At 71.4% G+C, this 22,563-nt stretch carries 17 protein-coding genes; 5 read left to right on the forward strand and 12 right to left on the reverse strand.

Annotated features, from left to right (window positions below; genetic code table 11):
* Positions 1–180 precede the first annotated feature (180 nt).
* The 5 genes from ACWGJB_RS28130 to ureA form a co-directional block, all read right to left on the reverse strand.
* Positions 181–1,482 (reverse strand): MFS transporter, encoded by a 1,302-nt coding sequence (locus ACWGJB_RS28130; RefSeq protein ID WP_453382850.1) that lies wholly within the window; start codon positions 1,480–1,482, stop codon positions 181–183.
* 115 nt (positions 1,483–1,597) lie between these two features.
* Positions 1,598–2,197, reverse strand: a complete 600-nt coding sequence (locus tag ACWGJB_RS28135; RefSeq protein WP_453382851.1) for a TetR/AcrR family transcriptional regulator — start codon at positions 2,195–2,197, stop codon at positions 1,598–1,600.
* A gap of 18 nt (positions 2,198–2,215) precedes the next feature.
* A complete protein-coding gene (locus ACWGJB_RS28140) occupies positions 2,216–3,253 on the reverse strand; it encodes an agmatine deiminase family protein (protein ID WP_453382873.1) in 1,038 nt (345 codons plus the stop codon).
* Between the two features lie 51 nt (positions 3,254–3,304).
* A complete protein-coding gene (locus tag ACWGJB_RS28145) occupies positions 3,305–5,017 on the reverse strand; it encodes an urease subunit alpha (protein ID WP_453382852.1) in 1,713 nt (570 codons plus the stop codon).
* Positions 5,014–5,712, reverse strand: coding sequence for an urease subunit gamma (ureA, locus tag ACWGJB_RS28150; protein ID WP_453382853.1), 699 nt, complete (start codon positions 5,710–5,712; stop codon positions 5,014–5,016). Before ureA ends, ACWGJB_RS28145 begins: the two co-directional genes overlap by 4 nt.
* A gap of 143 nt (positions 5,713–5,855) precedes the next feature.
* Between ureA and ACWGJB_RS28155 the strand changes: the two genes are divergently transcribed.
* Entirely contained in the window at positions 5,856–7,292 is a 1,437-nt protein-coding gene (locus ACWGJB_RS28155; protein WP_453382854.1) for a cytosine permease, read from the forward strand.
* Between the two features lie 2,011 nt (positions 7,293–9,303).
* On the opposite strand, the gene ACWGJB_RS28160 is transcribed toward ACWGJB_RS28155, so the two are convergent.
* Together ACWGJB_RS28160 and ACWGJB_RS28165 are read right to left on the reverse strand one after the other, a co-directional pair.
* Entirely contained in the window at positions 9,304–10,392 is a 1,089-nt protein-coding gene (locus ACWGJB_RS28160) for a branched-chain amino acid aminotransferase (RefSeq protein WP_453382855.1), read from the reverse strand.
* 290 nt (positions 10,393–10,682) lie between these two features.
* Complete coding sequence (locus ACWGJB_RS28165) at positions 10,683–11,726, reverse strand: 3-isopropylmalate dehydrogenase (RefSeq protein ID WP_453382856.1); 1,044 nt, start codon at positions 11,724–11,726, stop codon at positions 10,683–10,685.
* Between the two features lie 132 nt (positions 11,727–11,858).
* Between ACWGJB_RS28165 and ACWGJB_RS28170 the strand changes: the two genes are divergently transcribed.
* Entirely contained in the window at positions 11,859–13,439 is a 1,581-nt protein-coding gene (locus tag ACWGJB_RS28170) for a purple acid phosphatase family protein (protein WP_453382857.1), read from the forward strand.
* A gap of 125 nt (positions 13,440–13,564) precedes the next feature.
* On the opposite strand, the gene ACWGJB_RS28175 is transcribed toward ACWGJB_RS28170, so the two are convergent.
* Positions 13,565–13,696, reverse strand: coding sequence for a hypothetical protein (locus ACWGJB_RS28175; RefSeq protein WP_089098576.1), 132 nt, complete (start codon positions 13,694–13,696; stop codon positions 13,565–13,567).
* 223 nt (positions 13,697–13,919) lie between these two features.
* On the reverse strand, positions 13,920–14,834 hold the full coding sequence (locus ACWGJB_RS28180; protein WP_453382858.1) for a LysR family transcriptional regulator: 915 nt from the start codon (positions 14,832–14,834) through the stop codon (positions 13,920–13,922).
* Between the two features lie 104 nt (positions 14,835–14,938).
* Between ACWGJB_RS28180 and ACWGJB_RS28185 the strand changes: the two genes are divergently transcribed.
* Positions 14,939–15,931 (forward strand): NADP-dependent oxidoreductase, encoded by a 993-nt coding sequence (locus ACWGJB_RS28185; RefSeq protein ID WP_453382859.1) that lies wholly within the window; start codon positions 14,939–14,941, stop codon positions 15,929–15,931.
* A 246-nt stretch (positions 15,932–16,177) separates the two neighbouring features.
* Here the strand turns inward: ACWGJB_RS28185 and pruA are convergent, their stop codons facing one another.
* Together pruA and ACWGJB_RS28195 are read right to left on the reverse strand one after the other, a co-directional pair.
* Positions 16,178–17,809 carry an L-glutamate gamma-semialdehyde dehydrogenase gene (gene pruA / locus ACWGJB_RS28190; protein ID WP_453382860.1) on the reverse strand — a complete coding sequence of 544 codons (1,632 nt, stop codon included), beginning with the start codon at positions 17,807–17,809 and terminating at the stop codon, positions 16,178–16,180.
* Between the two features lie 84 nt (positions 17,810–17,893).
* Positions 17,894–18,820, reverse strand: coding sequence for a proline dehydrogenase family protein (locus ACWGJB_RS28195; protein ID WP_453382861.1), 927 nt, complete (start codon positions 18,818–18,820; stop codon positions 17,894–17,896).
* A 181-nt stretch (positions 18,821–19,001) separates the two neighbouring features.
* Here ACWGJB_RS28195 and ACWGJB_RS28200 point away from each other — a divergent pair, with 181 nt between their 5' ends.
* Positions 19,002–20,246: a PucR family transcriptional regulator gene (locus ACWGJB_RS28200; RefSeq protein WP_453382862.1), complete on the forward strand. Its 1,245-nt coding sequence runs from the start codon at positions 19,002–19,004 to the stop codon at positions 20,244–20,246.
* A 40-nt stretch (positions 20,247–20,286) separates the two neighbouring features.
* Here ACWGJB_RS28200 and ACWGJB_RS28205 read toward each other — a convergent pair whose 3' ends face one another.
* On the reverse strand, positions 20,287–20,862 hold the full coding sequence (locus ACWGJB_RS28205) for a TetR/AcrR family transcriptional regulator (RefSeq protein WP_453382863.1): 576 nt from the start codon (positions 20,860–20,862) through the stop codon (positions 20,287–20,289).
* Between the two features lie 97 nt (positions 20,863–20,959).
* On the opposite strand from ACWGJB_RS28205, the gene ACWGJB_RS28210 reads away from it, so the two are divergent.
* On the forward strand, positions 20,960–22,471 hold the full coding sequence (locus ACWGJB_RS28210; RefSeq protein ID WP_453382864.1) for an MFS transporter: 1,512 nt from the start codon (positions 20,960–20,962) through the stop codon (positions 22,469–22,471).
* Positions 22,472–22,563: the final 92 nt, after the last annotated feature.

Below are 22,563 nucleotides of genomic sequence, written 5' to 3' on the forward strand. Positions count from 1 at the left end.
AAAACGAAAAAACCCCTCGCGGGTGCGAGAGGTCTGCGCGCGGGTCGAGGACGACGATGGCCACCCGTACCTGGTCGTACGTGGTGGTCACTGCGGACCGGCGCGCCTGCTGCCAATAATCATGGCGAACGAGAGCACGGGGGAAGTCTTGCACAACCCGCCCCCGGCTCACCGACCGTCTCAGGATGCGGTCGTCACGGTGGACGGGTCCTGAGACCTCATCCGTGCCAGATCCAGGTCCTTCGTCTCCCGCATGGTGACGTACACCACAAGCGATACGGCGGCGCAGCCCGCCACGTACCAGTAGAAGCCGGACTCGAGCCCGGCGTTCTTGAACCACAGCGCGATGTACTCCGCCGTCCCGCCGAACAGGGCGTTGGCGAGGGCGTAGGGCAGGGCCACACCCAGGGCGCGGACGCCGGTCGGGAAGAGCTCGGCCTTCACGCAGGCGTTGATCGAGGTGTAGCCGGTGACCACGACGAGGGCGAGGAGGGAGAGGCCGAGGGCGGGCCAGTAACCGTTCGCGTGTTTGAGGAGGGTCAGGACCGGCACGGTGAGGACGGTCGAGCCGACCGCGAAGGTGATCAGCAGCGGCCGGCGGCCGATGCGGTCGGAGAGAGCGCCGGCGAGCGGCTGGAGGCAGGCGAAGACGGTGAGCGCGGTGAAGGAGACCAGGGTCGCGGTCTCCTTGGACAGGCCGGCGGAGTTGGAGAGGTACTTCGTGAGGTACGTCGTATACGTGTAGTAGGCGACCGTGCCGCCCATGGTCAGCGCGATGACCAGGAACGCCTCCCGGCGGTGCTGCCACAGGGCACGCAGGGTGCCGCGCTCGGCGGTGTCCGAGGTGTCCTCGGCGTAGACCTCGGTCTCCAGCATGGTCCGGCGCAGATAGAAGACCACGGCGGCACCGAGGGCGCCGACGACGAACGGGATGCGCCAGCCGTAGTCGTGCAGTGCGGTGTCGGAGAGGGTGTGCTGGAGGACGATCAGCAGGCCGAGGCCGGCGATCTGGCCGGCGGTCATCGACACGTACTGGAAGCTGGAGGCGAAGCCGCGCCGGCGCGGGTCGGAGGCCTCGGTGAGGTAGGTGGCGCTGGCCGCGTACTCGCCGCCCACCGACAGGCCCTGCAGCAGGCGGGCGACGAGCAGTACGAAGGCTCCGCCGTAGCCGGCCACGTCGTAGGTCGGGGCGACGGCGATGAGGAGCGCGGACACCGACATGAGGGTGACGGTGAGGGTCAGGGCGGCCTTGCGGCCTTTTCGGTCACCGACCCGGCCGAGCAGCCAGCCGCCCACCGGGCGCATGAAGAACCCGACGGCGAAGATGCCGGCGGTGTTCATCAGCTGCGCGGTGGGGTCTCCGCTCGGGAAGAACGCCCCGGCGAAGTAGGTGGCGAAGCTCGCGTACACGAACCAGTCGAACCACTCGACCATGTTGCCCGCCGAACCGACCCAGATCTTCTTCCAGTGTTGTCGTCCCATGGGCCGTTCCTGCCCGGCGGGGGAACACGAGATTCCTTTACTGCAAATGCCGTACGAAGACGTCCTGAAATGCCGTACGAAGACGTCCTGTTCGTTACCGGTGTGCCCGTGCGGGTCAGGCGTCCGCGAGGAGGTCCGCTTCCAGGAACTCGCGCACATGGCCGAGCACCTGGGCCCGGTCCGTGCCGCGCAGGCCGATCGCCACGTGGATGGAGAAGCCGTCGAGCAGGGACCGCAGGCGCGCGGCGAAGCGGTCGGGGTCGACGGGCCGGAACTCGCCCTGCGAGATGCCCTCCGCGAGCAGCGCCACCAGGTCGCGGTGCCAGGCGCCCTCGATGGCGGCCTGGCGGTCGCGGGCGGCCTCGTCGGCGTTCTGCGAGCGGTTCCAGACCTCCAGCCAGAGCGTCCAGTGCGGGTCGCGGTGGCCGACGGGGACGTACAGGTCGACATAGGCGTCGAGGCGCTCGCGGGCGGTGCCGCGGCGGGTGAGCAGCCGGCCGCGCTCGGCGCCCAGCCGGCCCTCGCTCCACTCCAGGGTCTGGAGGAGCAGTTCGTCCTTGGAGCGGAAGTAGTAGAGGAGATGGCCGCTGCTCATGCCGACCTCGTGGCCGAGCGCGGCCATGGTGAGTTTCTCCAGGCCGCGGTCGGCGATCATGTCCATGGCGGCAGCGAGCACGTCCTCGCGGGGCGGGGCCTGTCTGCGCCCACCGGCCATGTGCTGCTCCTCGTACTACTAGATCTTCGGCTGCTGTTGCGTGATGCAGTGGATGCCGCCACCGCCGGAGAAGATCGTACGGGCGTCCACCAGTGTCACCGTCCGCTCGGGGAAGAGACGGCGGAAGATCCCGGCGGCCGTCTCGTCGCGAGGGTCGTCGAAACCGCAGAGCACTACCCCGCCGTTGCAGAGGTAGTGGTTGATGTAGGAGTAGTCGGCCCAGTGGCCGTCGGCCTCCAGGACGGTCGGGGCCGGGACCTCGACGACCTCCAGCGTGCGACCGCGCGCATCCGTCTGGGACCTGAGCAGGCCGATGACCTCGTTGGTCACCTCGTGGTCGGGGTGCGCCGGGTCCGGCTGGTGGTGGGCGACGACCACGCCCGGGCGGGCGAAGGCGGCGACGATGTCGACGTGCCCGAGGGTGCCGAAGCCGTAGGGCGGGTAGTCGCCGGTGAGGCCGCGGGGCAGCCAGATGGCCTTGCGGGTGCCGAGCATCCCGTGGATCTCCGCCTCGACCTCCGCGCGGCTCCAGCCGGGGTTGCGCTCGGGCCCGAGCTGCACGGTCTCGGTCAGCAGGACGGTCCCCTCGCCGTCGACGTGGATCGCACCGCCCTCGTTGACCAGCTTCGAGGCGTAGGTCTTCGCACCCGCGAGGTCCGAGACATGCCCGGCGATCTTCGCGTCGTGCTCCCAGCGGGCCCAGTGCTGGGCGCCCCAGCCGTTGAACGTCCAGTCCACGGCGGCCAGTTCACGCCCGTCGGTGAGGAAGGTGGGCCCGATGTCCCGCATCCAGGCGTCGTCCAGCTCGCGCTCGACGGTGTCGACGCCCGGGCCGAGCAGCGTCTGGGCGGCCGCCGACTGACCGGGGCCGCAGACCACCGTCACCGGCTCGAAGCGCAGGACCGCGCGGGCCACCGAGGCCCAGGCCGTCCGGGAGGCGCGGAGGTCGTCCGGGTCGTCGAAGGTGGGGTTGGGGCCCGGCCACGCCATCCAGGTGCGCTCGTGCGGGGTCCACTCCGCGGGCATCCGGAAGCCGTCGGAGGCGGGAGTGCTCAGGTGGGGGTCCATACGGGGCTCCATGCGGGGGTCCTTCACAGGCTGTGGCATTCAGAGGAAGTAGAGGCGGTTGAGGGAGACGGAGTCGGCGGGCTCCGAGCGCAGCGGCTCGCCGTCGAGGGTGACCAGGCCGGTGCGCTGGTCCACGTCGACCGCTCCGGTACGGGAGTTGAGCCGCAGGTCGGCGGGGCCGATGGAGCGGGTACCGCGGACCGCGACCCGGCGGCGCCGGGTGGGCATCGTGTCGTCGCCCTGATCGAGCGCGGCCTGGGCGACGAAGGCCACCGAGATGTCGGCGGGGGTCGCCCCGTGGGCCCCGAACTGCGGTCCGAGGACCAGGGGTTCGCAGGTGTCGGTGGCCGCGTTCGGGTCACCGGTCACGCCGTACGCCGGGAAGCCGGACTTGAGGACGAGCTGGGGCTTGGCCCCGAAGTACTCGGGCGACCACAGCACGATGTCGGCCAGCTTGCCGACCTCGATGGAGCCGACCTCGTGCGCGAGTCCGTGGGCGATCGCCGGGTTGATGGTCAGCTTGGCCATGTACCGCAGCACACGCTCGTTGTCGTGGCCGTCGTCCGGGGCGCCGAGCTCGGCCTTCATCTTGCCGGCCATGGCGAAGGTACGGCGGACGGTCTCCCCGGCCCGGCCCATGCCCTGCGCGTCGGACGAGGTGATGCCGATCGCGCCCAGGTCGTGCAGCACGTCCTCGGCACCCATCGTCCCGGCGCGGATGCGGTCCCGGGCCATGGCCGCGTCGCCCGGCAGGTCGGTCTTCAGGTCGTGGACGGAGACGATCATCCCGTAGTGCTCGGCGACCGCGTCCCGGCCGAAGGGCAGGGTGGGGTTGGTGGAGGAGCCGATGACGTTGGGGACGCCGGCCATCTTCAGGACGTTCGGTACGTGTCCGCCGCCGCAGCCCTCGATGTGGAAGGCGTGGATGGTGCGGCCCTCCAGCACCCTGAGGGTGTCCTCGACGGACAGGCACTCGTTCAGCCCGTCGCTGTGCAGGGCGACCTGGACGTCGTGCTCCTCGGCGACCCGCAGGGCCGTGTCCAGCGCCCGGGTGTGGGCGCCCATGTCCTCGTGCACCTTGAAGCCGCAGGCGCCGCCCTCGGCGAGGGCCTCGATCAGGGGCGCCCGGTGCGAGGACGAACCCCGCCCGAGGAAGCCGATGTTGACCGGCCAGGCGTCGAAGGCGTTGAACGCGTGCTGCAGCGCCCAGGGCGAGTTCACGCCGACGCCCCACACCGGCCCGAACTCCTGCCCGATGATCGTGGTGACGCCGGACGCCAGCGAGGCCTCCATGATGCGCGGCGACAGCAGATGGACGTGGGTGTCGACGGCCCCGGCGGTGGCGATCAGCCCCTCGCCGGAGACGATCGAGGTGCCGGTGCCGACCACGACGTCGACGCCGTCCAGGGTGTCGGGGTTCCCGGCCCGTCCGATCGCGCAGATCCGCCCCTCGCGGATGCCGATGGACACCTTCCGGATGCCCTGCACGGCGTCGATCACGACGACGTTGCTGATGACGACGTCACAGGTGTCGCGGACGGCGGCGGCCTTCAGGTGCAGTCCGTCGCGGGCGGTCTTGCCGAAGCCGGCCAGGAACTCGTCGCCGTAGCGCTGGGAGTCGTCCTCGACGCGGATCACCAGCCCCGAGTCCCCGAGGCGGACCCGGTCACCGGCCCGGGGGCCGTGGGTGGCCGCGTACTCGTACGGGGTGAGGCGACGGGCCTCGGCCGGGTGGCCTCCGGGACGGCTCATCGGCCTGCCTCCTCGTCGTGGATGCCCAGGTAGCCGCAGGCGGCCGCGCGGCGCAGCGCCTCCTCACGGGCGCCGGGCGCGTCCAGCGGCCCGTCGACCAGCCCGGCGAAGCCGATGGCGACCCGGGCGCCGCCGATCGGCACCAGGCCGACCTCCAGCGACTCCCCCGGTCCGAAGCGCACCGAGGACCCGGCGGGCACGGCGAGCCGCAGGCCGTAGGCGGCGGCGCGGTCGAAGTCGAGGCGCGGGTTGGCCTCGAAGAAGTGGAAGTGGGAGGTGACGGAGACGGGGACGGTCGCGGTGTTGGTCACGGACAGCCGCACGACCGCCGCCGGGTCGGTGTGCTCGGGCCCCGGCAGCAGCGCGCCCGGCCCCTCCTCGCCCAGCCCGCCGCCCCCGATCGGGTCGGTGACGACCGCGAGCCGTGAGCCGTCGTCGAAGACGGCCTCGACGTGCACCTCGGTGACGACGTCGGCGACGCCGGGCAGCACGTCGGCCGGGCCGAGGACCGCGCGGGCCGCCTCGATGGCCTCGGCGAGCCGCCTGCCGTCCCGGGCCGCCTCGCAGACGGTGTCCGCGATCAGTGCGGTGGCCTCCGGCACGTTGAGCCTGAGGCCCCGGGCGCGGCGGGCGCGGGCCAGCTCGGCGACTCCGAAGAGCAGCAGCCGGTCACGTTCCGTGGGGGTCAGTCGCACGTCCCGGTACCTCCTTCACTTCGCACGCTTAGAGCACCACTCTAAATGTCGCATTACGAGAAGGGAACCATTGACATCAACAGCCTGGTCACTCACATTGAACGTCGCTCTAACTTGCAGGCGGCCGTCGAAGGAGACCAGCCATGCCGATAGAACAGCGCGGAGTCGACACCATCCCGGACGAGGAACGCACCAGCGGGCCCAAGGACCTGGTTTCGATCCTGCTCGGCTCCAACCTCTGCCTCGGCGTGATCATCTTCGGCTGGCTGCCGCCGTCCTTCGGGCTGGGCTGGTGGGCGTCGGTGAGCGCGATCGTGGCGGGCACGGTGGTCGGCACGGTGTTCACGGCCCCACTGGCCCTGGTCTCGCTGCGCACCGGCACCAACCTCTCCACCTCCTCCGGCGCGCAGTTCGGGGTGCGCGGGCGGCTGGTCGGCTCGGTGGTGGGCCTGCTGCTGGCCCTCGGCTACACCGCGCTGACCGTGTGGATCGGCGGTGACGTGATGGTGGGCGTGCTGAACCGGCTGTTCGGGCTGCCCGCGGACGGGGTGTCGTACGCCGTGGTCTACGGGGTCCTCGCGGCGGCCACGGTGGCGGGCGCGGTCTATGGCTATCGCGTCCTGCTCGCCATGTCCCGGGTGCTCGCCGTCGGCATGACCACCCTGCTGCTCCTCGGGATCCTCGCGTACGCCCCGCACTTCACCACCTCCCCGCTGCCGGACGCGGGCGGCTATCTGCTGGGCGGCTTCTGGCCGACCTGGTGTCTGGCGGCGGTCGCGGCGGGGCTGTCCGGGCCGGTCGCCTTCATCACCCTCCTCGGTGACTACACGCGCTACATCTCCCCCGCCCGCCACACCTCCCGCCGGGTCCTGCACGCGACCTGGCTGGGCCTGATCCTGGGCCTGCTGGTGCCGCAGCTGTTCGGCACGTTCACCGCGTACGCGGCGCGGTCGGCGACGGACTACGCCGGCCCGCTGGTGTCGGCCTCCCCCGCCTGGTACCTGGTCCCGCTCCTGCTCTCCGCCTCCGCGGGCTCGGTCGGCAACGCGGGCCTGATGCTGTACTCGATGGGCCTGGACCTGGACGCGATCCTGCCCCGCGCGTCCCGCGCCCGCGCCACCTACACGGTCGCGATCGTCGCCACGGCCTGCGTCTTCGTCGGCCACTACGCCTGGAACGCGCAGTCCGCGATGACGTCCTTCGTGCTCCTGCTGACGGCGATCGGCACCCCTTGGGCGGTCATCACGCTCATCGGCTTCGTCCGCTGCCGGGGCGTGTACGACGCGGACGCCCTCCAGGTCTTCAACCGCCGCTCGCACGGCGGGATCTACTGGTACCGGGCCGGCTGGAACCTCCGGGCCACGGTCTCCTGGACCCTGGGCGCCGGAGTCGGCCTGCTGGCGGTCTCGCTCCCGTCGTACGAGGGCCCGCTGCTGTCACTGACGGGCGGGGTGGACTGCAGCTTCCTGCTGTCGGGGCTGGTGGGCGGCGTGATGTATCTACTGCTGCAGCCCCGGAGCGATGGCGGCCCCGTCCAGGTTCACTCGGCACGTCCGGCCTTTGAGGAGGAGGCCGTTTAGACCGAAGCGGAGGCTGGGGGCGCAGCCCCCAGCAGGGCGGCCACCCCCACGACGCCACACCGGTCAGCCAACGTCCACTTGGGCCTACTTGCCGTGTGGACTGAGGAGATACCGTTCCTATGGGAGTTGGCCGACGTAGGCCGACTCGCCACAAACCTGGCCGGTGAGGGCCTGGTGGCCTCGCGAACGGTCGTCGAGGTCCGGGAACAGCACGAGTTGGTCACCTGGGCGCAGTCGGGTCTTGCCGCCCCGGTGGGGCGTGCCCGCTGTCCTCGGTGGGCCCGTGGCCCCGCGCGACCTGGGCAGGGACACGGCCTGGCCGGTAGCTCTCCGCCGCCCGATCCTCTGGTCGGGTACGGTCACACCTGGCCGACGCCGGATCCTGTGTCCCAGGCCACGCCGTCCGATCGCCACAGCGGCACCGTGGTGCCGGGTGACGGTGGTCTTGGTCTGCAGCTGGAGCGGGCTCGTCCAGTACCTCGCGCCCCAGACCGAGGTATAGGCGGGATCAACTGCAATGACGGCCAGACCCTGGTGGTAGGCCATCCCGCGCAGCCGTTCCCGGAAACGCGCCGTGGGGATGCCAGCCACGGCGCGGCGGAAGGACTTACCGCGCCGCCCACGGCCCATGGTCTCCCGGCCGGTCCATCGCGCGTCGGCAAAGTCCAGGTTCTCCACCACGATGCCGTACAGCCGTGCTCGTGCGCGATATGGATGAGATGACTGATGGCCGCTCGCAGACGCCCGTCCCGGTTGGTGGTGGAGCCGGTCAGCTCCAGGGGGACCGTGTGCGGACTGTCGATGGGGTTACCGTGCGGGTCCAGCACGACGGCGGCGAGGTGATCGGCGTTGAGGTCGACGGCGAGCAGCTTTGCGCCGGACGCGCGGATCTCCTGGGGCGTCGGAGAGAAGGTGGTGCCGGTGGACCAGGACGCGTCGAGGTACCAGCGGTCACGGGCAGGGTCGTGGACGATGTCGTAGCGCACGGCCTGGTGGGCATCCACCCGGTCAAGCCACTCTGCACGGCGGTGCGAGAAAGTGACGGTGCTGGTGAGCTGATAGCGGCCGCGCGGGGCGTTTGCCAGATGCCGCAAAGGCTCCGGCAGCACCAGCGTGACCGAACCGTTCCCGGGGTCGACGGTGATGGTGTAGTTGCCGTGCGGGGCACACCGGACTCCCCGTCCGCGGTCAGAAATAGCCGGGCAGCCTCCCACCGCTCCCGCCAGCGGGCCTCGGCCGGACCGGCCTCCACGAGGCGGTGACGGGCCCCGGCGAGCTGGCGTCCGCCCACGACGATGGAGGGACGGCCCAGTTGAATCTGCCGCTCCACCACCACCAACCGGGCTTGAAGCTTCCTCAGGTGCCGCTGCTTCTGCCAGCGCTCGGCCTGGTCCGCATATCCTCGCTCCCGACCGCGTTTCTGCCCGCACGTCACCGTCAGCCGTTGCTCGATCTTTTGGATCCGGCGGCGCAGACCGGTCCGCTCATCCATCAGACAGCGCATCGACAACCGGTACTGGTCCTCCGACACCCGGGTCATCGCCCCCGCCCACCGCGACGAGGAAACAGCCGTCAGCCGCTTCTTCCGCCCGGCACGCCCGGTCTGCCGCGCCGGGACATTCCCGACTTGCACACGTGCGGCGAGATCAGCCCGCTGATGGCTGCCCAAATGCTCACCGACCAGCCCGAGGACCTTTGCATCCGCTGCGGTCAGTCCCTTCAGCCGGTCCCTGATCCTCGCCCCCGACGGAGCGGCCACCGTGAACGGGGCAGCCGGCACGCGCAATTCACGCTTCTTCCCCCGCTTGCGCGCCACCGGCCACCCCTCCCTCGGTTACGTCGAACGAATTCACCACCGCCGATCATGTGGTCCACTCGCGCGCAACACCCCGAGAGGCGGCCCCGTTCACCCCATCGAGCGACACCCCGTGCCAGGCAGAGCCAACAACCGCATCAGTATGGGCAACCCGCCTGGGAGGGCGCCAGGCGTCGCACCGACGGAGGGGACCGGTCAGCCGAGCTCGTGCATCCAGCCGTGCTTGTCCGCCACCTTGCCGCGCTGGATGTCGAGAAGCGCCTCGCGGAGCTTCATGGTCACCTCGCCCGGCTCGCCGTCCGACTGCCGCCACTCGGCGCCGCTGCGCTTGACCGTGCCGACCGGGGTGATCACGGCCGCCGTGCCGCAGGCGAAGACCTCGGTGAGGGTGCCGTTCTCCGAGTCGCGCTGCCACTGCTCGATGGAGACCCGGGCCTCCTCGGACTCGTAGCCGAGGTCACGGGCGACGGTGAGGAGGGAGTCGCGGGTGACGCCTTCGAGGATCGAGCCGCTGAGGGTCGGCGTGACGATCTTGTCTCCGTAGACGAAGTACAGGTTCATGCCGCCGAGTTCCTCGACCCACTTGTGCTCGACCGCGTCGAGGTAGCAGACCTGGTCGCAGCCCTGGGCGGCGGCCTCGGCCTGGGCGAGCAGGGAGGCCGCGTAGTTGCCGCCGGTCTTGGCGTCGCCCATGCCGCCGGGGACGGCGCGGACCCGGTCCTCGGAGGCCCAGATGGAGACCGGCTTGACCCCGCCGGGGAAGTAGGCGCCGGCCGGGGAGGCGATGACCAGGAAGAGGTACTCGTTGGCCGGCTTGACGCCCAGGCCGACCTCGGTGGCGATCATGAAGGGGCGCAGGTAGAGGGACTGCTCGCCGCCGTGGGCCGGGACCCAGTCCTTGTCCTGCTGGACGAGCAGGTCACAGGCCTCGATGAAGGTCTCCACCGGCAGCTCGGGCATGGCGAGCCGGCGGGCGGAGCGCTGGAAGCGCTTGGCGTTCTGGTCGGGGCGGAAGGTGGCCACCGAGCCGTCGGGCTGCCGGTAGGCCTTCAGGCCCTCGAAGATCTCCTGGGCGTAGTGCAGGACGTTGGTCGCCGGGTCGAGGGGGATCGGCGCGTACGGAACGAGCTGGCCGTCGTGCCAGCCACGGCCTTCGGTCCACTTGATCATCACCATGTGGTCGGTGAAGTGGCGGCCGAATCCGGGGCTGGCCAGGATCGCCTCTCGCTCGGCGGCGGCGAGCGGGTGCGCGGACGGCTTGAGCTCGATCGTGGGCGTCGTCATCAGTGGTAGTCCTTCACCGGTTGTAGTGATGGGCCGCGCTCACACCCGTACGGCCGGTGTCCGGTCGTGGGACCAGCCGTCCTGCCGTAGGACGGCTGTCCCGTCGTAGGACGTCCGAGCATTCCCTCATAGCGCGGCTCCGCGTTCGATTATCGCGCGGGGGCCGGGATGAACGGAATCGGGGTGAATGCGGACCCGGGGTTGATGGTGGCACCCGGCGGCAGGCATGGGGAAGCCGCCGGGCGCGTGTGCGACCCGGCGGCTTCGAAGTCGATCGGCAGCGCGGCGGGTCAGCCGGCTACTCGTACCGCGAGCGCGTCGCCGATCTCCGAGGTGGAGCGGGCGGGCTTGCCCTGGCGCTCGGTGAGGTTGGCGGTGACGGCCTCCTCGATCCGGGCGGCCTCCGCGTCGTAGCCGAGGTGGCGCAGCAGCAGGGCGACGGACAGGACCGTGGCGGTGGGGTCGGCCTTGCCCTGGCCGGCGATGTCGGGCGCGGAGCCGTGGACCGGCTCGAACATCGAGGGGAACTCGCCGGACGGGTTGATGTTCCCGCTGGCGGCGACGCCGATGCCGCCGGAGACGGCCGCGGCGAGGTCGGTGATGATGTCGCCGAAGAGGTTGTCGGTGACGATGACATCGAACCGGCCCGGGTCGGTCACCAGGAAGATGGTGGCCGCGTCCACGTGGATGTAGTCCGTGGCGACCTCGGGGAACTCCTCGGCCACCTTGTTGAAGATGTTCGTCCACAGATGCCCGGCGAAGGTCAGCACGTTGTTCTTGTGGACCAGCGTGAGCTTCTTGCGCGGGCGGGCCTGGGCGCGGGCGAAGGCGTCCCGGACGACCCGCTCGACACCGAACGCCGTGTTGACGGACACCTCGGTGGCGACCTCGTGCTCGGTGCCCTTGCGGATGGTGCCGCCGTTGCCGGTGTACGGGCCCTCGGTGCCCTCGCGGACCACGACGAAGTCGATCTGCGGCTCGCCTGCCAGCGGGGTGGCGACACCCGGGAGCAGCTTCGACGGACGCAGGTTGACGTGGTGGTCGAAGGCGAAGCGGAGCTTCAGCAGGAAGCCGCGCTCCAGGACACCGGAGGGGACGCTCGGGTCGCCGATGGCGCCCAGCAGGATGACGTCGTGCTGCTTCAGCGCGTCGAGGTCGGCGTCGGTGAGGGTCTCACCGGTGGCGTGGTAACGCTGGGCACCGAAGTCGTACTCCTTGGTCTCCAGCTTCACGTCCCCGGGGAGGACGGCGGAGAGGACCTTGAGGCCTTCGGCCACGACTTCCTGCCCGATGCCGTCACCGGGGATCACTGCGAGATCGATGCTGCGAGACATGTCGGCACCCTACTCCTCGTCCCATGAGATGACACGATCTGTCCGCCATACGGACGCCGCGCGTCGTTCCGTCGCCCGGCGTTCACCCGTACGTGTGGCCGGTGTTGGCCTGCGCTGGGCAGGTTTCCCCCTATGACTGCGCCTTCCAGGGGGGTACCCCCCGGACCCCCCGTCCCCGACTTCGGCATTCCGCCACGGCTCGCCGCCCGGATGAGCATGGCCGAGCAGTACGAGTACCTGCGCAGCCGGCTGGTGAGCCGCCGCACGCTGGTGACGGCGGGCGCGGTGGCGGGCGGCGGCCTGCTGGCCGGCTGTGCGAAGAAGACGGCGGTCCCGGCACCGGCCACCTCGGCGATCCGCGGCGCGGCCGTCGTGCCGTTCGGCCGCCATCTCGCCTTCGGCGCCGACCCGAGGACGCGGATGCGGATCTCCTGGCAGGTGCCGTTCGCGGTGAAGAAGCCGTTCGTGCGGATCGGGACGCGCCCGGACGACCTGGGCCGGCGCGTCGCCGCGGAGATCCGGCACCTGCACACGCCCGGGGTACAGGGGGTGCGTCCGGTGGTCGAGCAGTACTACGTCCACGCGGCCCTGGACGGCCTCACCCCCGGTACGACGTACTACTACGGCGTCGGCCACGAGGGCTGGGACCCGGCCGCCCCCGACCACCGCGCCACCGTCACCCCCTTCCGTACCGCGCCCGCGAGTCCGGAGAAGTTCGTGTTCACGGCCTTCGGTGACCAGGGCGTCAGCCAGGCCGGAAAGGCGGCCGACAACGCGCTGCTGAAGCAGAACCCGGCCTTCCACCTGCACGCGGGCGACATCTGCTACGCGGACGGCAACGGCTCCGGCCGCACCTCGGACGGCTACGACGCCCGCGAGTGGGACCGGTTCCTGCGGCAGAACGACCCGGTGGCGCGGTCGGTCCCCTGGATGGTGACGACCGGCAACCACGACATGGAGGCCTGGTACTCCCCCGACGGCTACGGCGGCCAGTACGCCCGCTTCGCTCTCCCCGACAACGGCTTCGACCCGCACGGGGCGCCGGGCGTGTACTCCTTCACCTACGGCAACGTCGGCTTCGTGGCGCTGGACGCCAACGACGTGTCGTACGAGATCCCCGCCAACCTCGGCTACAGCGGCGGCCGGCAGACGAAGTGGCTGGAGAAGAAGCTGACGGAGCTGCGGGCCGCGCCGGGCGTGGACTTCGTGGTCGTCTTCTTCCACCACTGCGCGTACTCGACGTCCACGCACGCCTCCGACGGCGGGATCCGGGCAGCCTGGCTGCCGCTGTTCACCAAGTACCAGGTGGACCTGGTCATCAACGGGCACAACCACGTCTACGAGCGCACGGACGCGGTGAAGGGCGGCGAGGTCGGCCGCGCGGTCCCGGTCGGCGGCTCGACCGACCCGACGCGGGACGGGATCGTGTACGTCACGGCGGGCGGCGGCGGGCGGGACCTGTACTCGTTCCCGTCCGGGGTCAAGGACAGCTACGAGGGGCACGTCACCCGGCACGGCACGGTGCCCAGCTTCCACTGGACCGAGGGGCAGCACAACGTGGCGGAGACGGTGGAGTGGTCGCGGGTGCGGTACACCGGCTTCTCCTTCCTCAAGGTCGAGGCGGAGGCGGGTACCACTCCGAGGCTGAGCGTGTCGGCGCTGGCGCAGAGCGGGGCGCGGATCGACCACTTCGAGATCAGGCGGGGCGGCTGACACCGGAGTACGTGCCGCAGCACACCCCGGAGTACGGCGCGGCTGTCCCGGCCGCGCCGTACTCCGTGCGGGTGCGGCTCCCGGTCAAGGGGTGTTACACGTGTTACCGGCGTTCCCAGGTGGGCTCAGTGGCCGGTCTCGCCGCCGTTGTCACGGCGGTCGAGGGCGCGCTGGAGGGCGGCGGCGGCGTTCTTGCGCTCGGACTCGCTGGTGCGGGACACGTGGCGGACGCGGCGGCGGACGGTCGTCTCGGCCATGGGAATCGACTCCTTCGACATACATGGAGTACGGCAATGGGGGGTTGCGAGACGCCGGAAGGGGCGGGGAGCGGTGCCGCAGGGGTTGCCTGCACGGGGCCCGGCTCACGACCGCCATTCGCTTGATCGAGCGAGACGTTCGGCTCCTACAAACGTAAGGGAACGGCTCGCTTCTGTCTGCACAATTACTCGGACTTCCTACTATCTGAGACGGCGGACCGCGTCACACCGCCCTGAGCTGCCCCTTCGTGCGTTCGGGGGTCCCCCGGCCGAGCGAGCGCAGAATCCGGATCAGGGCCCGTACGGCGGGCGCGGCGGCCAGTTCCGGAGTCGTCGCGTAACCGACGCGGCGGTACGGCCGCCGCGGACCGAGGTCGGTGATCGCCACCGCGGGCGGGGCGGCGGTGAGGGAGAGCGCGGGCATGATCGCCATGCCGAGACCGCCGGCCACCATCGAGAGCACCGCCCCGTCGTCCTCGGCGGTGACGGTCGCCGCCGGGATCCAGTCCTGGGCGGCCCACCAGTCGCGGGTGTAGGAGCCGCAGTTCTCCTTCCAGTCGACGAGCGGGAGGGAGCGCGGCGCCGGATGCCCGGCCGGGTGCACCAGGGAGTACGGCTCCTCCAGCAGCACCCCGCCGACCAGCCCGGCGGGCAGCTCCGAGGTGTCGCCGAAGGTCGCGATCCCGAGGTCGGCCCGGCCCGCGGCCACCTCGCCCGCGGTGCCGGGCCCCAACTCCCGTACGACGGCCACGGTCACCTGGACGGCCGGGTGCAGGGCGGCCAGCCGCTCCAGGGCGGGCGGCAGCAGATGCAGGGCCGCGCCGCGGAACGCGGCGACCCGCAGGGGGCCCGCGGCCTCGCCGCCGGCCGCGCCCCGCACGTCGGCCGCCATCACCTCCAGCATCCGCAGCACCCGGCGCGCATGGGCCGCCGCCCGCTCTCCGGCAGGGGTCGGCCGGGCACCGAACCGGCCGCGCTCGAACAGCACGGCGCCCAGCTTCCGTTCGATACCGCGGACGGCGTGGGAGACCGCGGACTGGGTGGCGCCGAGCCGGACGGCTGCGCTGGAGAAGCCGCCCTCGTCGGCCACGGCGACGAGGATGCGAAGCTCCTGCGGGGCCAGATCGGCTGCGGTCACTCGGGGTCTCCCGCCTGCGGGTATGAGGCCGTCTCATGGATCGGCGTGTTCCATGAGCCCAACCCGCTGCCCGGGCCCGGCATTCCTGCCTACGGTCCCCTGCCATGACCGAGAACGCGCTCACCGTGCACCAGACCGCCCGCCCCACGGGCTTCCCGACGGCCGCCCACTTCCGTTTCGCCGAGTCCCCGGTCCCCGAACCGGCACCCGGTACGGCCCTGGTGGCCGGCCTCTACTGGTCGGTGGATCCGTACCACCGCGAGATGATGGACGGCGACTTCGAGCTGGACGCCCCGCTGGAGGGCCGCACGCTCGGCCGGGTCGTCGCCTCCCGCACCCCGTCCCTGCCGGAGGGGCAGCTCGTCGTGCACCGGCAGGGCTGGCGCACCCACGCGGTGGTCCGCCCCGAGGAGGTCCGGCGCATCCCCGACCACCCGGGCGTCCCGCTGTCGGCGTATCTGAGCGTGCTGGGCGGCACGGGGCTCACGGCCTACGTCGCGCTCACCCGGATCGCACGGCTGCGCGAGGGCGAGGACCTGTTCGTCTCCGGCGCGGCCGGCGGGGTCGGCACGGCGACCGGCCGCTTCGCCCGGCTGCTCGGCGCCGGCCGGCTGACCGGCAGCGCGGGAAGCCCGGAGAAGGTCGGGTACCTGACCGAACAGGTCGGTTACGACGCGGCCTTCGACTACCGCACCGCCCCGGTCGCCGCCCTCCTCGCCGGGGCCGCCCCCCACGGCATCGACCTCTTCGTCGACAACGTCGGCGGCGACCACCTGGGTGCGGCGATCGGCGCGCTGCGCGAGCGGGGCCGGGTGGTACGGGTCGGCACGATCAGCCAGTACAACACCCCGGACGCTCCTCCGGTGGTGTTCGACCACGCCGGCGTGGTGGAGAGGAGCCTGCGCATCGAGGGCTTCCTGGTGCGGAACCACCAGGACGCGCAGGAGGAGCTGTACGACTTCGCCGTGCCGCATCTGCGCAGCGGTGCCCTGGTGGCGGACGAGACGGTGGTCGACGGTTTCGAGCGGATCGTGGAGGCGTTCCTGCTGATGCTGCGCGGCGGCAACACCGGCAAGATCCTGGTCCGCGCCGTCTGATGCGCCGTCGGGCGGGGTATGGGAACGGGCCGGGAAGCCTGCTCGTGGGGGACGGAATCCCCCCCCCGCGCCGGTGGGCTGTGGGTGAGGCCCTCTTGGGGGTGGGGTATTAGGTGCGGGGGCCCCCGGCCCCCTCCTGCGCGGGCGCCGCGCGGGTGGCGGCGGGGGGGGGGGGGGTGGGGGGGGGGGGGGGCGCCGCCGGGGGGGGGCCCCCCCCCCCCCCCCCGGGCTCGGGTGGGCTGTGGGTCAGCCCATGTGCGGGTAGGAGTAGTCGGTCGGGGCGACCAGGGTCTCCTTGATCGCGCGGGTCAGCGTCCAGCGCAGCAGGTTCTGCGGGGCGCCGGCCTTGTCGTTGGTGCCGGAGGCACGGCCGCCGCCGAAGGGCTGCTGGCCGACGACGGCGCCGGTCGACTTGTCGTTGATGTAGAAGTTGCCGGCCGCGTAGCGCAGCTTCTCCATCGTGTACGCCGCCGCCGCGCGGTCGCCGGCGATGACCGAGCCGGTGAGCGCGTACTCGGACACCGACTCCATCTGGGTCAGCATCTCGTCGTACTGGTCGTCCTCGTAGACGTGCACGGCGAGGAACGGGCCGAAGTACTCGGTGCGGAAGACCTCGTTCTCCGGGTCGGAGCACTCGACGACGGTCGGGCGGACGAAGTACCCGACCGAGTCGTCGTAGGAGCCGCCCGCGACGATCGTGCAGGTCGGGTCCTCCTTGGCGCGGTCGATCGCGGCCTTGTTCTTGGCGAAGGCACGGTCGTCGATCACGGCGCCGATGAAGTTCGACAGGTCGGTGACGTCACCCATGGTGAGGTACTCGATCTCGGCGGCGAACTCCTCCTTGAAGCCGGAGTTCCAGATGGACGCCGGGATGTAGGCGCGGGAGGTCGCCGAGCACTTCTGGCCCTGGTACTCGAAGGCGCCGCGAGTCAGCGCGGTCTTGAGCACCGCCCGGTCGGCCGACGGGTGGGCGACCACGAAGTCCTTGCCGCCGGTCTCGCCGACCAGACGCGGGTAGGTGCGGTACTTCTCGATGTTGTTGCCGACCGTCTTCCACAGGTGCTGGAAGGTCTTGGTGGAGCCGGTGAAGTGGATGCCGGCGAGGTCGCGGTGCTCGAGGGCGACCTTGGAGACCTCGATGCCGTCACCGGTGACCAGGTTGATGACGCCCTTGGGCAGCCCGGCCTCCTCCAGCAGCTGCATCAGCAGGACGGCCGCGTGGGTCTGGGTCGGGGACGGCTTCCAGACCACCACGTTGCCCATGAGTGCGGGGGCGGTGGGCAGGTTGGCCGCGATCGCGCTGAAGTTGAACGGCGTGATCGCGTAGACGAAGCCCTCCAGCGGGCGGTGGTCCATCCGGTTCCAGACGCCCGGGGAGTTGGCCGGGGGCTGCTCGGCGAGGATCTGCCGGGCGTAGTGGACGTTGAACCGCCAGAAGTCGACCAGTTCGCAGGGGCTGTCGATCTCGGCCTGCTGGGCGGTCTTGGACTGGCCGAGCATGGTGGAGGCGGCGATGGTCTCGCGCCAGGGGCCGGAGAGCAGTTCGGCGGCGCGCAGGATGATGGCCGCGCGGTCGTCGAAGGACATCGCGCGCCAGGCGGGCGCGGCGGCGAGGGCCGCCTCGACGGCGTCCCGGGCGTCCTGCTGGGTGGCGTGCCGGCCGGTGCCGATGACGGCCTTGTGGTTGTGCGGCTGCACGACCTGGAACTGCTCGCCGCCGCCGAGCCGCTTCTCGCCGCCGATGGTCATCGGCAGCTCGATCGGGTTCTCGGCCAGCTCCTTGAGCTTGGCCTCCAGGCGGGCGCGCTCGGGCGAGCCGGGGGCGTAGCCGTGCACCGGCTCGTTGACGGGGGTGGGGACCTGGGTCACAGCGTCCATGAGATCCGTAACTCCTTGTACGTGAGCGGGTGTTGCCAGGGGGCGGGCGGGAGAAGGGCGTGCGGCGGGCGGGAGGGGTACGCCTCAGCCCTTGCTGAGCATGGAGCGGACGAAGAAGCGCAGGTTCGCCGGCTTCTCCGCGAGCCTCCGCATGAAGTAGCCGTACCAGTCGGTGCCGTAGGCGGTGTAGACGCGCATCCGATGGCCCTCGGCGGCAAGGCGCACGTGCTCATCACTCCGGATGCCGTACAGCATCTGGAACTCGTACTCGTCGGACTTGCGCCCGGCGCGCCGGGCGAGTTCCTGGGCTATGGAGATGAGGCGTGGGTCGTGCGAGCCGACCATCGGGTACCCCTCGCCCTCCATCAGAGTCCCGAGGGTCCGCACGTACGCCTTGTCGATCTCGTGCTTCTGCTGGTACGCGACCTCGGCGGGCTCCTTGTAGGCGCCCTTGACCAGGCGGACCCGGCTGCCGGCCGCGGCGAGGCGGCGGGCGTCGGCCTCGGTGCGGAAGAGGTAGGCCTGGATGACGCAGCCGGTCTGCGGGAAGTCCTTCCGCAGCTCCTCGTGGATGGCGAACATCGAGTCGAGGGTGGTGTGGTCCTCGGCGTCGAGGGTGACGGTCGTACCGATGGCGGCGGCGGCCTCGACGACCGGCCGGACGTTCGCGAGGGCCAGCTCGTGGCCGCCGTCCAGCGCCTGGCCGAACATCGACAGTTTCACCGACATCTCGACGCGCTCGCCGAGGCCCAGCTCGCGCAGCCGGTCGACGAGCGCCAGGTAGGCGTCCCGGGCGGCGCCGGCCTGCTCCGGGGTGGTGATGTCCTCGCCGACGACGTCCATGGTCAGCTCCAGGCCGCGGCCGGTGAGCTCCTCGATGATCGGGACGATGTCGTCGACCGACTCACCGGGGATGAAGCGGTCGACGACCTGCTTCGTCACCGGGGCCGCCGAGATGAGACGACGCATCCGGTCGCTGCGCGACGCGGCGAGAATCACGGGACCCAGCACGGGGCACCTCCACAACACATGCCAGAACGGCCGCGATCCGACGGTATGGATACGGCACGGAGAACCACCGTGAAAGTTAGGGATCTCTCCGATCGTGAGCCATCGACAGCTGTCACGCATCCGTGCCGCAGATCTCAGACAGATGTATGAAGGCGTCCGTGAATTGCGGGAGAATGCCCGGGTGACGTCCGAATTCAAGGGTGACTACCAGGAGCTGGTCGACGAGATCTCCGAGCTGCTGGGCGTCCCGGCGACCCTGGAGAACCGCGACTTCGAGCTGATCGCCTTCGGGGCGTACGACAGCGAGGGCGACCTCGATCCGTCGGAGCTGGACCCGGTCCGGACCCGCTCGATCCTGACCCGGCGCTCCACGGCGGCGGTCCGCACCTGGTTCGAGGGCTTCGGCATCACCCGGGCGACCGGACCGGTCCGTATCCCGCCGACGCCGGAGGCGGGGGTGTACCGGGGCAGGATCTGTCTGCCGGTACGCCATCGGGGTGTCGTCCTCGGCTATGTCTGGCTCCTGGACGACGATCCGGGTCCGACGGACGCCCAGCTGGCCGCCGCCATGGGGGTGGCGGGGCGGATCGGCGCGCTGCTCGCGGACGAGGCGCAGGCGGGGGCGGGTCTTGGCCGGGAGCTGCGGGCGGTGCTGGTGGCGGAGCGCGGCTGGCAACGGGACATGGCGGTGGCCGAGTTCCGTACCGCCCTCGGCGCCCGTGCGGACGGCCCGCACACGATGGTCTGTGTCGCCCCCTGGCCGTCCGCCGACCCGGACGACGCCCCGTCCCCGCGCACGGTCCCGCACGCCACCGCGCTGTGCACGCTGCCGTGGGGGGCGACGGGCCACAGCCTGGCCGTCCTGGTCCGGCTGCGCAGCACGGACGCGGTCACCCCCGCCCTGACGGCCGCCGCGCGGCTGCTCAAGGAGGCGGACGAGGCCCGGTCGGCGCGCGGGGCCGGGGCGCGCACGGCCGCCGCCGTCGCCGCCGGGTTCACGGGCGTGGCGGCCCAGGGCTGCGCCGCGGGGGTGGGCGAGGCCCGGGCCGGCCTGGCCGAGCTGGGCACGGTCTGGCAGGAGGCCGCCGCGGCCACCCGCGCCGCGCTGGCCGAGCCCCGGTTCGGGCCGGTCGCCGAGTGGGCGCAGATCGGCCCGTACCGGTTGCTGACCACGCTGCCGCCGGAGGCCTCGCACGACCCGGCGGTGGCCGTCCTGCTGACCCCGGCCCACCGGGAACTGGCCCGAACCGCCGAGGCGTACCTGGACTGCGCGGGCCAGGCGGGCCGCACGGCCGCGGCCCTCGGCATCCACCGGCAGACCCTGTACTACCGTCTGTCCCGCGTGGAGCAGCTCACCGGCCTCGACCTGGACGACGGGGAGGACCGGCTGCTGCTGCACATGGCGCTCAAGAGGGCACGGCTGTAGTCACCGCCCGCTCGCGGTCGTTGCCCTTCCCCGCCGCGGGTCAGGTCCGGGTGGCGGCCTCGACGATCTGACGGAGGCCCTCGGTAAGGGCCTCCCCGTCGGGCGCGGTCTTCGGGTCGAAGGTCCACTGCGAGATGAGGCCCGACATCAGGGTCATGTAGAAGCGGCCGAGGGTGTCGGCGGTCTCGTCGGAGACCTCCTCCTCCGGCACGCCCATCATGAGCGAGGTCAGCCCCCGCCCGCCCTCGCGCTGGGCGCGGGCCAACTGGTCGCGCACTTCCGGCATCTGGTCGCCCATCGTCACGATCTCCACGCTGAGCCGCCACATCGAGCCCGGCCCGCGCATGCTGTCGACGATGTTCGACCACACCTCGCGGAACCGCTCGAGCGAGCCGGGCGCGCCGGTGAGCCCGCCGTCGCCGCCCTCGAAGGACATCTCCTCCACCAGCGCGATGTAGGCCTGTGCGAGCAGCGCGTCCTTGGAGCCGTAGTGGTAGCCGATCGAGGCGAGGTTGGTCCCCGACTCCTTGACGATGTCGCGCGCCGTCGTCCGCGCGAACCCCTTCTCCAGCAGGCAGCGCTTGGCGCCGTCCAGCAGATCCTCACGGTGTCCCATGCCGGCCAGCCTACCCGGGATCCATACAACCGTCCTAGACGGATGACTTATACAAGCGTTCTAGACATGCGTTTAAGACGCCCGTACATTCCTTGGCATGACGAACCCGACGAGTACGACCACGAGCACACCTGAGACCAACTCCCCTGCCGGGCGCCGCGAATGGACCGCACTCGGCGTGCTGATGCTGCCGCTGCTCCTTGTCTCGATGGACGTCTCGGTCCTCTACTTCGCCCTCCCTGCGATCGGCGCCGACCTCCGCCCGAGCGGCACCCAGCAGCTGTGGATCCTGGACATCTACGGCTTCGTCCTGGCCGGTCTGCTGATGACGATGGGCGCGCTGGGCGACCGCATCGGCCGCCGGCGGCTGCTGCTGATCGGCGCCGCGGCCTTCGGCGGCGCCTCGCTGCTCGCCGCGTACGCCGACAGCGCCGGGACCCTGATCGCGGCCCGTGCGATCCTCGGCATCGGCGGCGCGACCCTGATGCCGTCCACGATGGCCCTGCTGCGCACGATGTTCACCGACCCCGGCCAGCGCGCGAAGGCGATCGGCCTGTGGTCCGGCGTGATGACCGGCGGGATCGCACTCGGCTCGGTGATGAGCGGGATCCTCGTGGAGCACTTCTGGTGGGGCTCGGTCTTCCTGGTCAACCTGCCCGCGATGGTGATGCTGCTGGTGCTCGGCCCGGTCCTGCTCCCCGAGTCCAGGAACCCCTCCCCCGGCCGCTTCGACTGGCCGAGCGTCCCGCTGTCGATGGCCGCCGTGCTCCCGGTGATCTACGGCGTGAAGGAGATCCCCTCCGAGGGCTGGCACCCGCTGTACGTCGTCTCGGTCACCGTCGGTCTGCTCTTCGCCGCGCTCTTCGTCCACCGCCAGCGCACCGGCACCTCCCCGCTGGTCCCCCCGGCCCTGCTGAAGCGCCGTGGCTTCACCCCGGCGCTGGTCCTGAACCTCGTCGCCTCGCTCGCCATGATGGGCTCGGCGATCTTCACCACGCAGTACCTGCAGGCGGTGCTCGGCAAGAGCCCCCTGGAGGCCGCGCTGTGGAGTCTGCTGCCCTCGGTCTTCATCGGCGTCGCCGGTCCGGTCACGGCGCAGCTGGTCCAGCGGGGCGTCGACCGGGGCTATGTGGTCGCCGGCGGCTTCACGGCCATGGCGGGCGGGTTCGTCCTGCTCGCCCTCGTCGGCACCGACTCGCTGTGGCTGGTGCTGACCGGAGCCGGAGTACTGGCCTGCGGGATGGTCGCGATCATGTCCCAGCTGACCGACCTCGCGATGACCGGCGCGCCGGTGGAACGGGCGGGCACGGCCTCCTCGCTGCTGGAGACCAGCACCGAGTTCGGTGGGGCGCTCGGCATGGCGGTGCTGGGGTCGATCGGTACGGCCGTCTACCGCCACGAGATGCCGGCCACGGCCCCGGCGGAGGCCCGCGAGACGCTGGGCGGCGCGCTGGCCACGGCGGGCCGGCTGCCGGGGCACACGGGAGAGGCCCTGCTGCACACCGCACGGGAGGCGTTCACCAGCGGGATGCAGGGCGCGGCGATCGCGGGTGCGGTGCTGCTGGTGGTGGCGGCGGTGGGCGCGGCGGTGACGCTGCGGAGGAAGTGACCACGCAAAACGCCGGACGGGCTGGTTTCCCAGCCCCGCCCGGGGTTGTTGTCGAAACACAACGACCCACCCCCCCACCCCGCCCGGGGGAC

This window comes from Streptomyces sp. NPDC054813 (genome assembly GCF_053611365.1).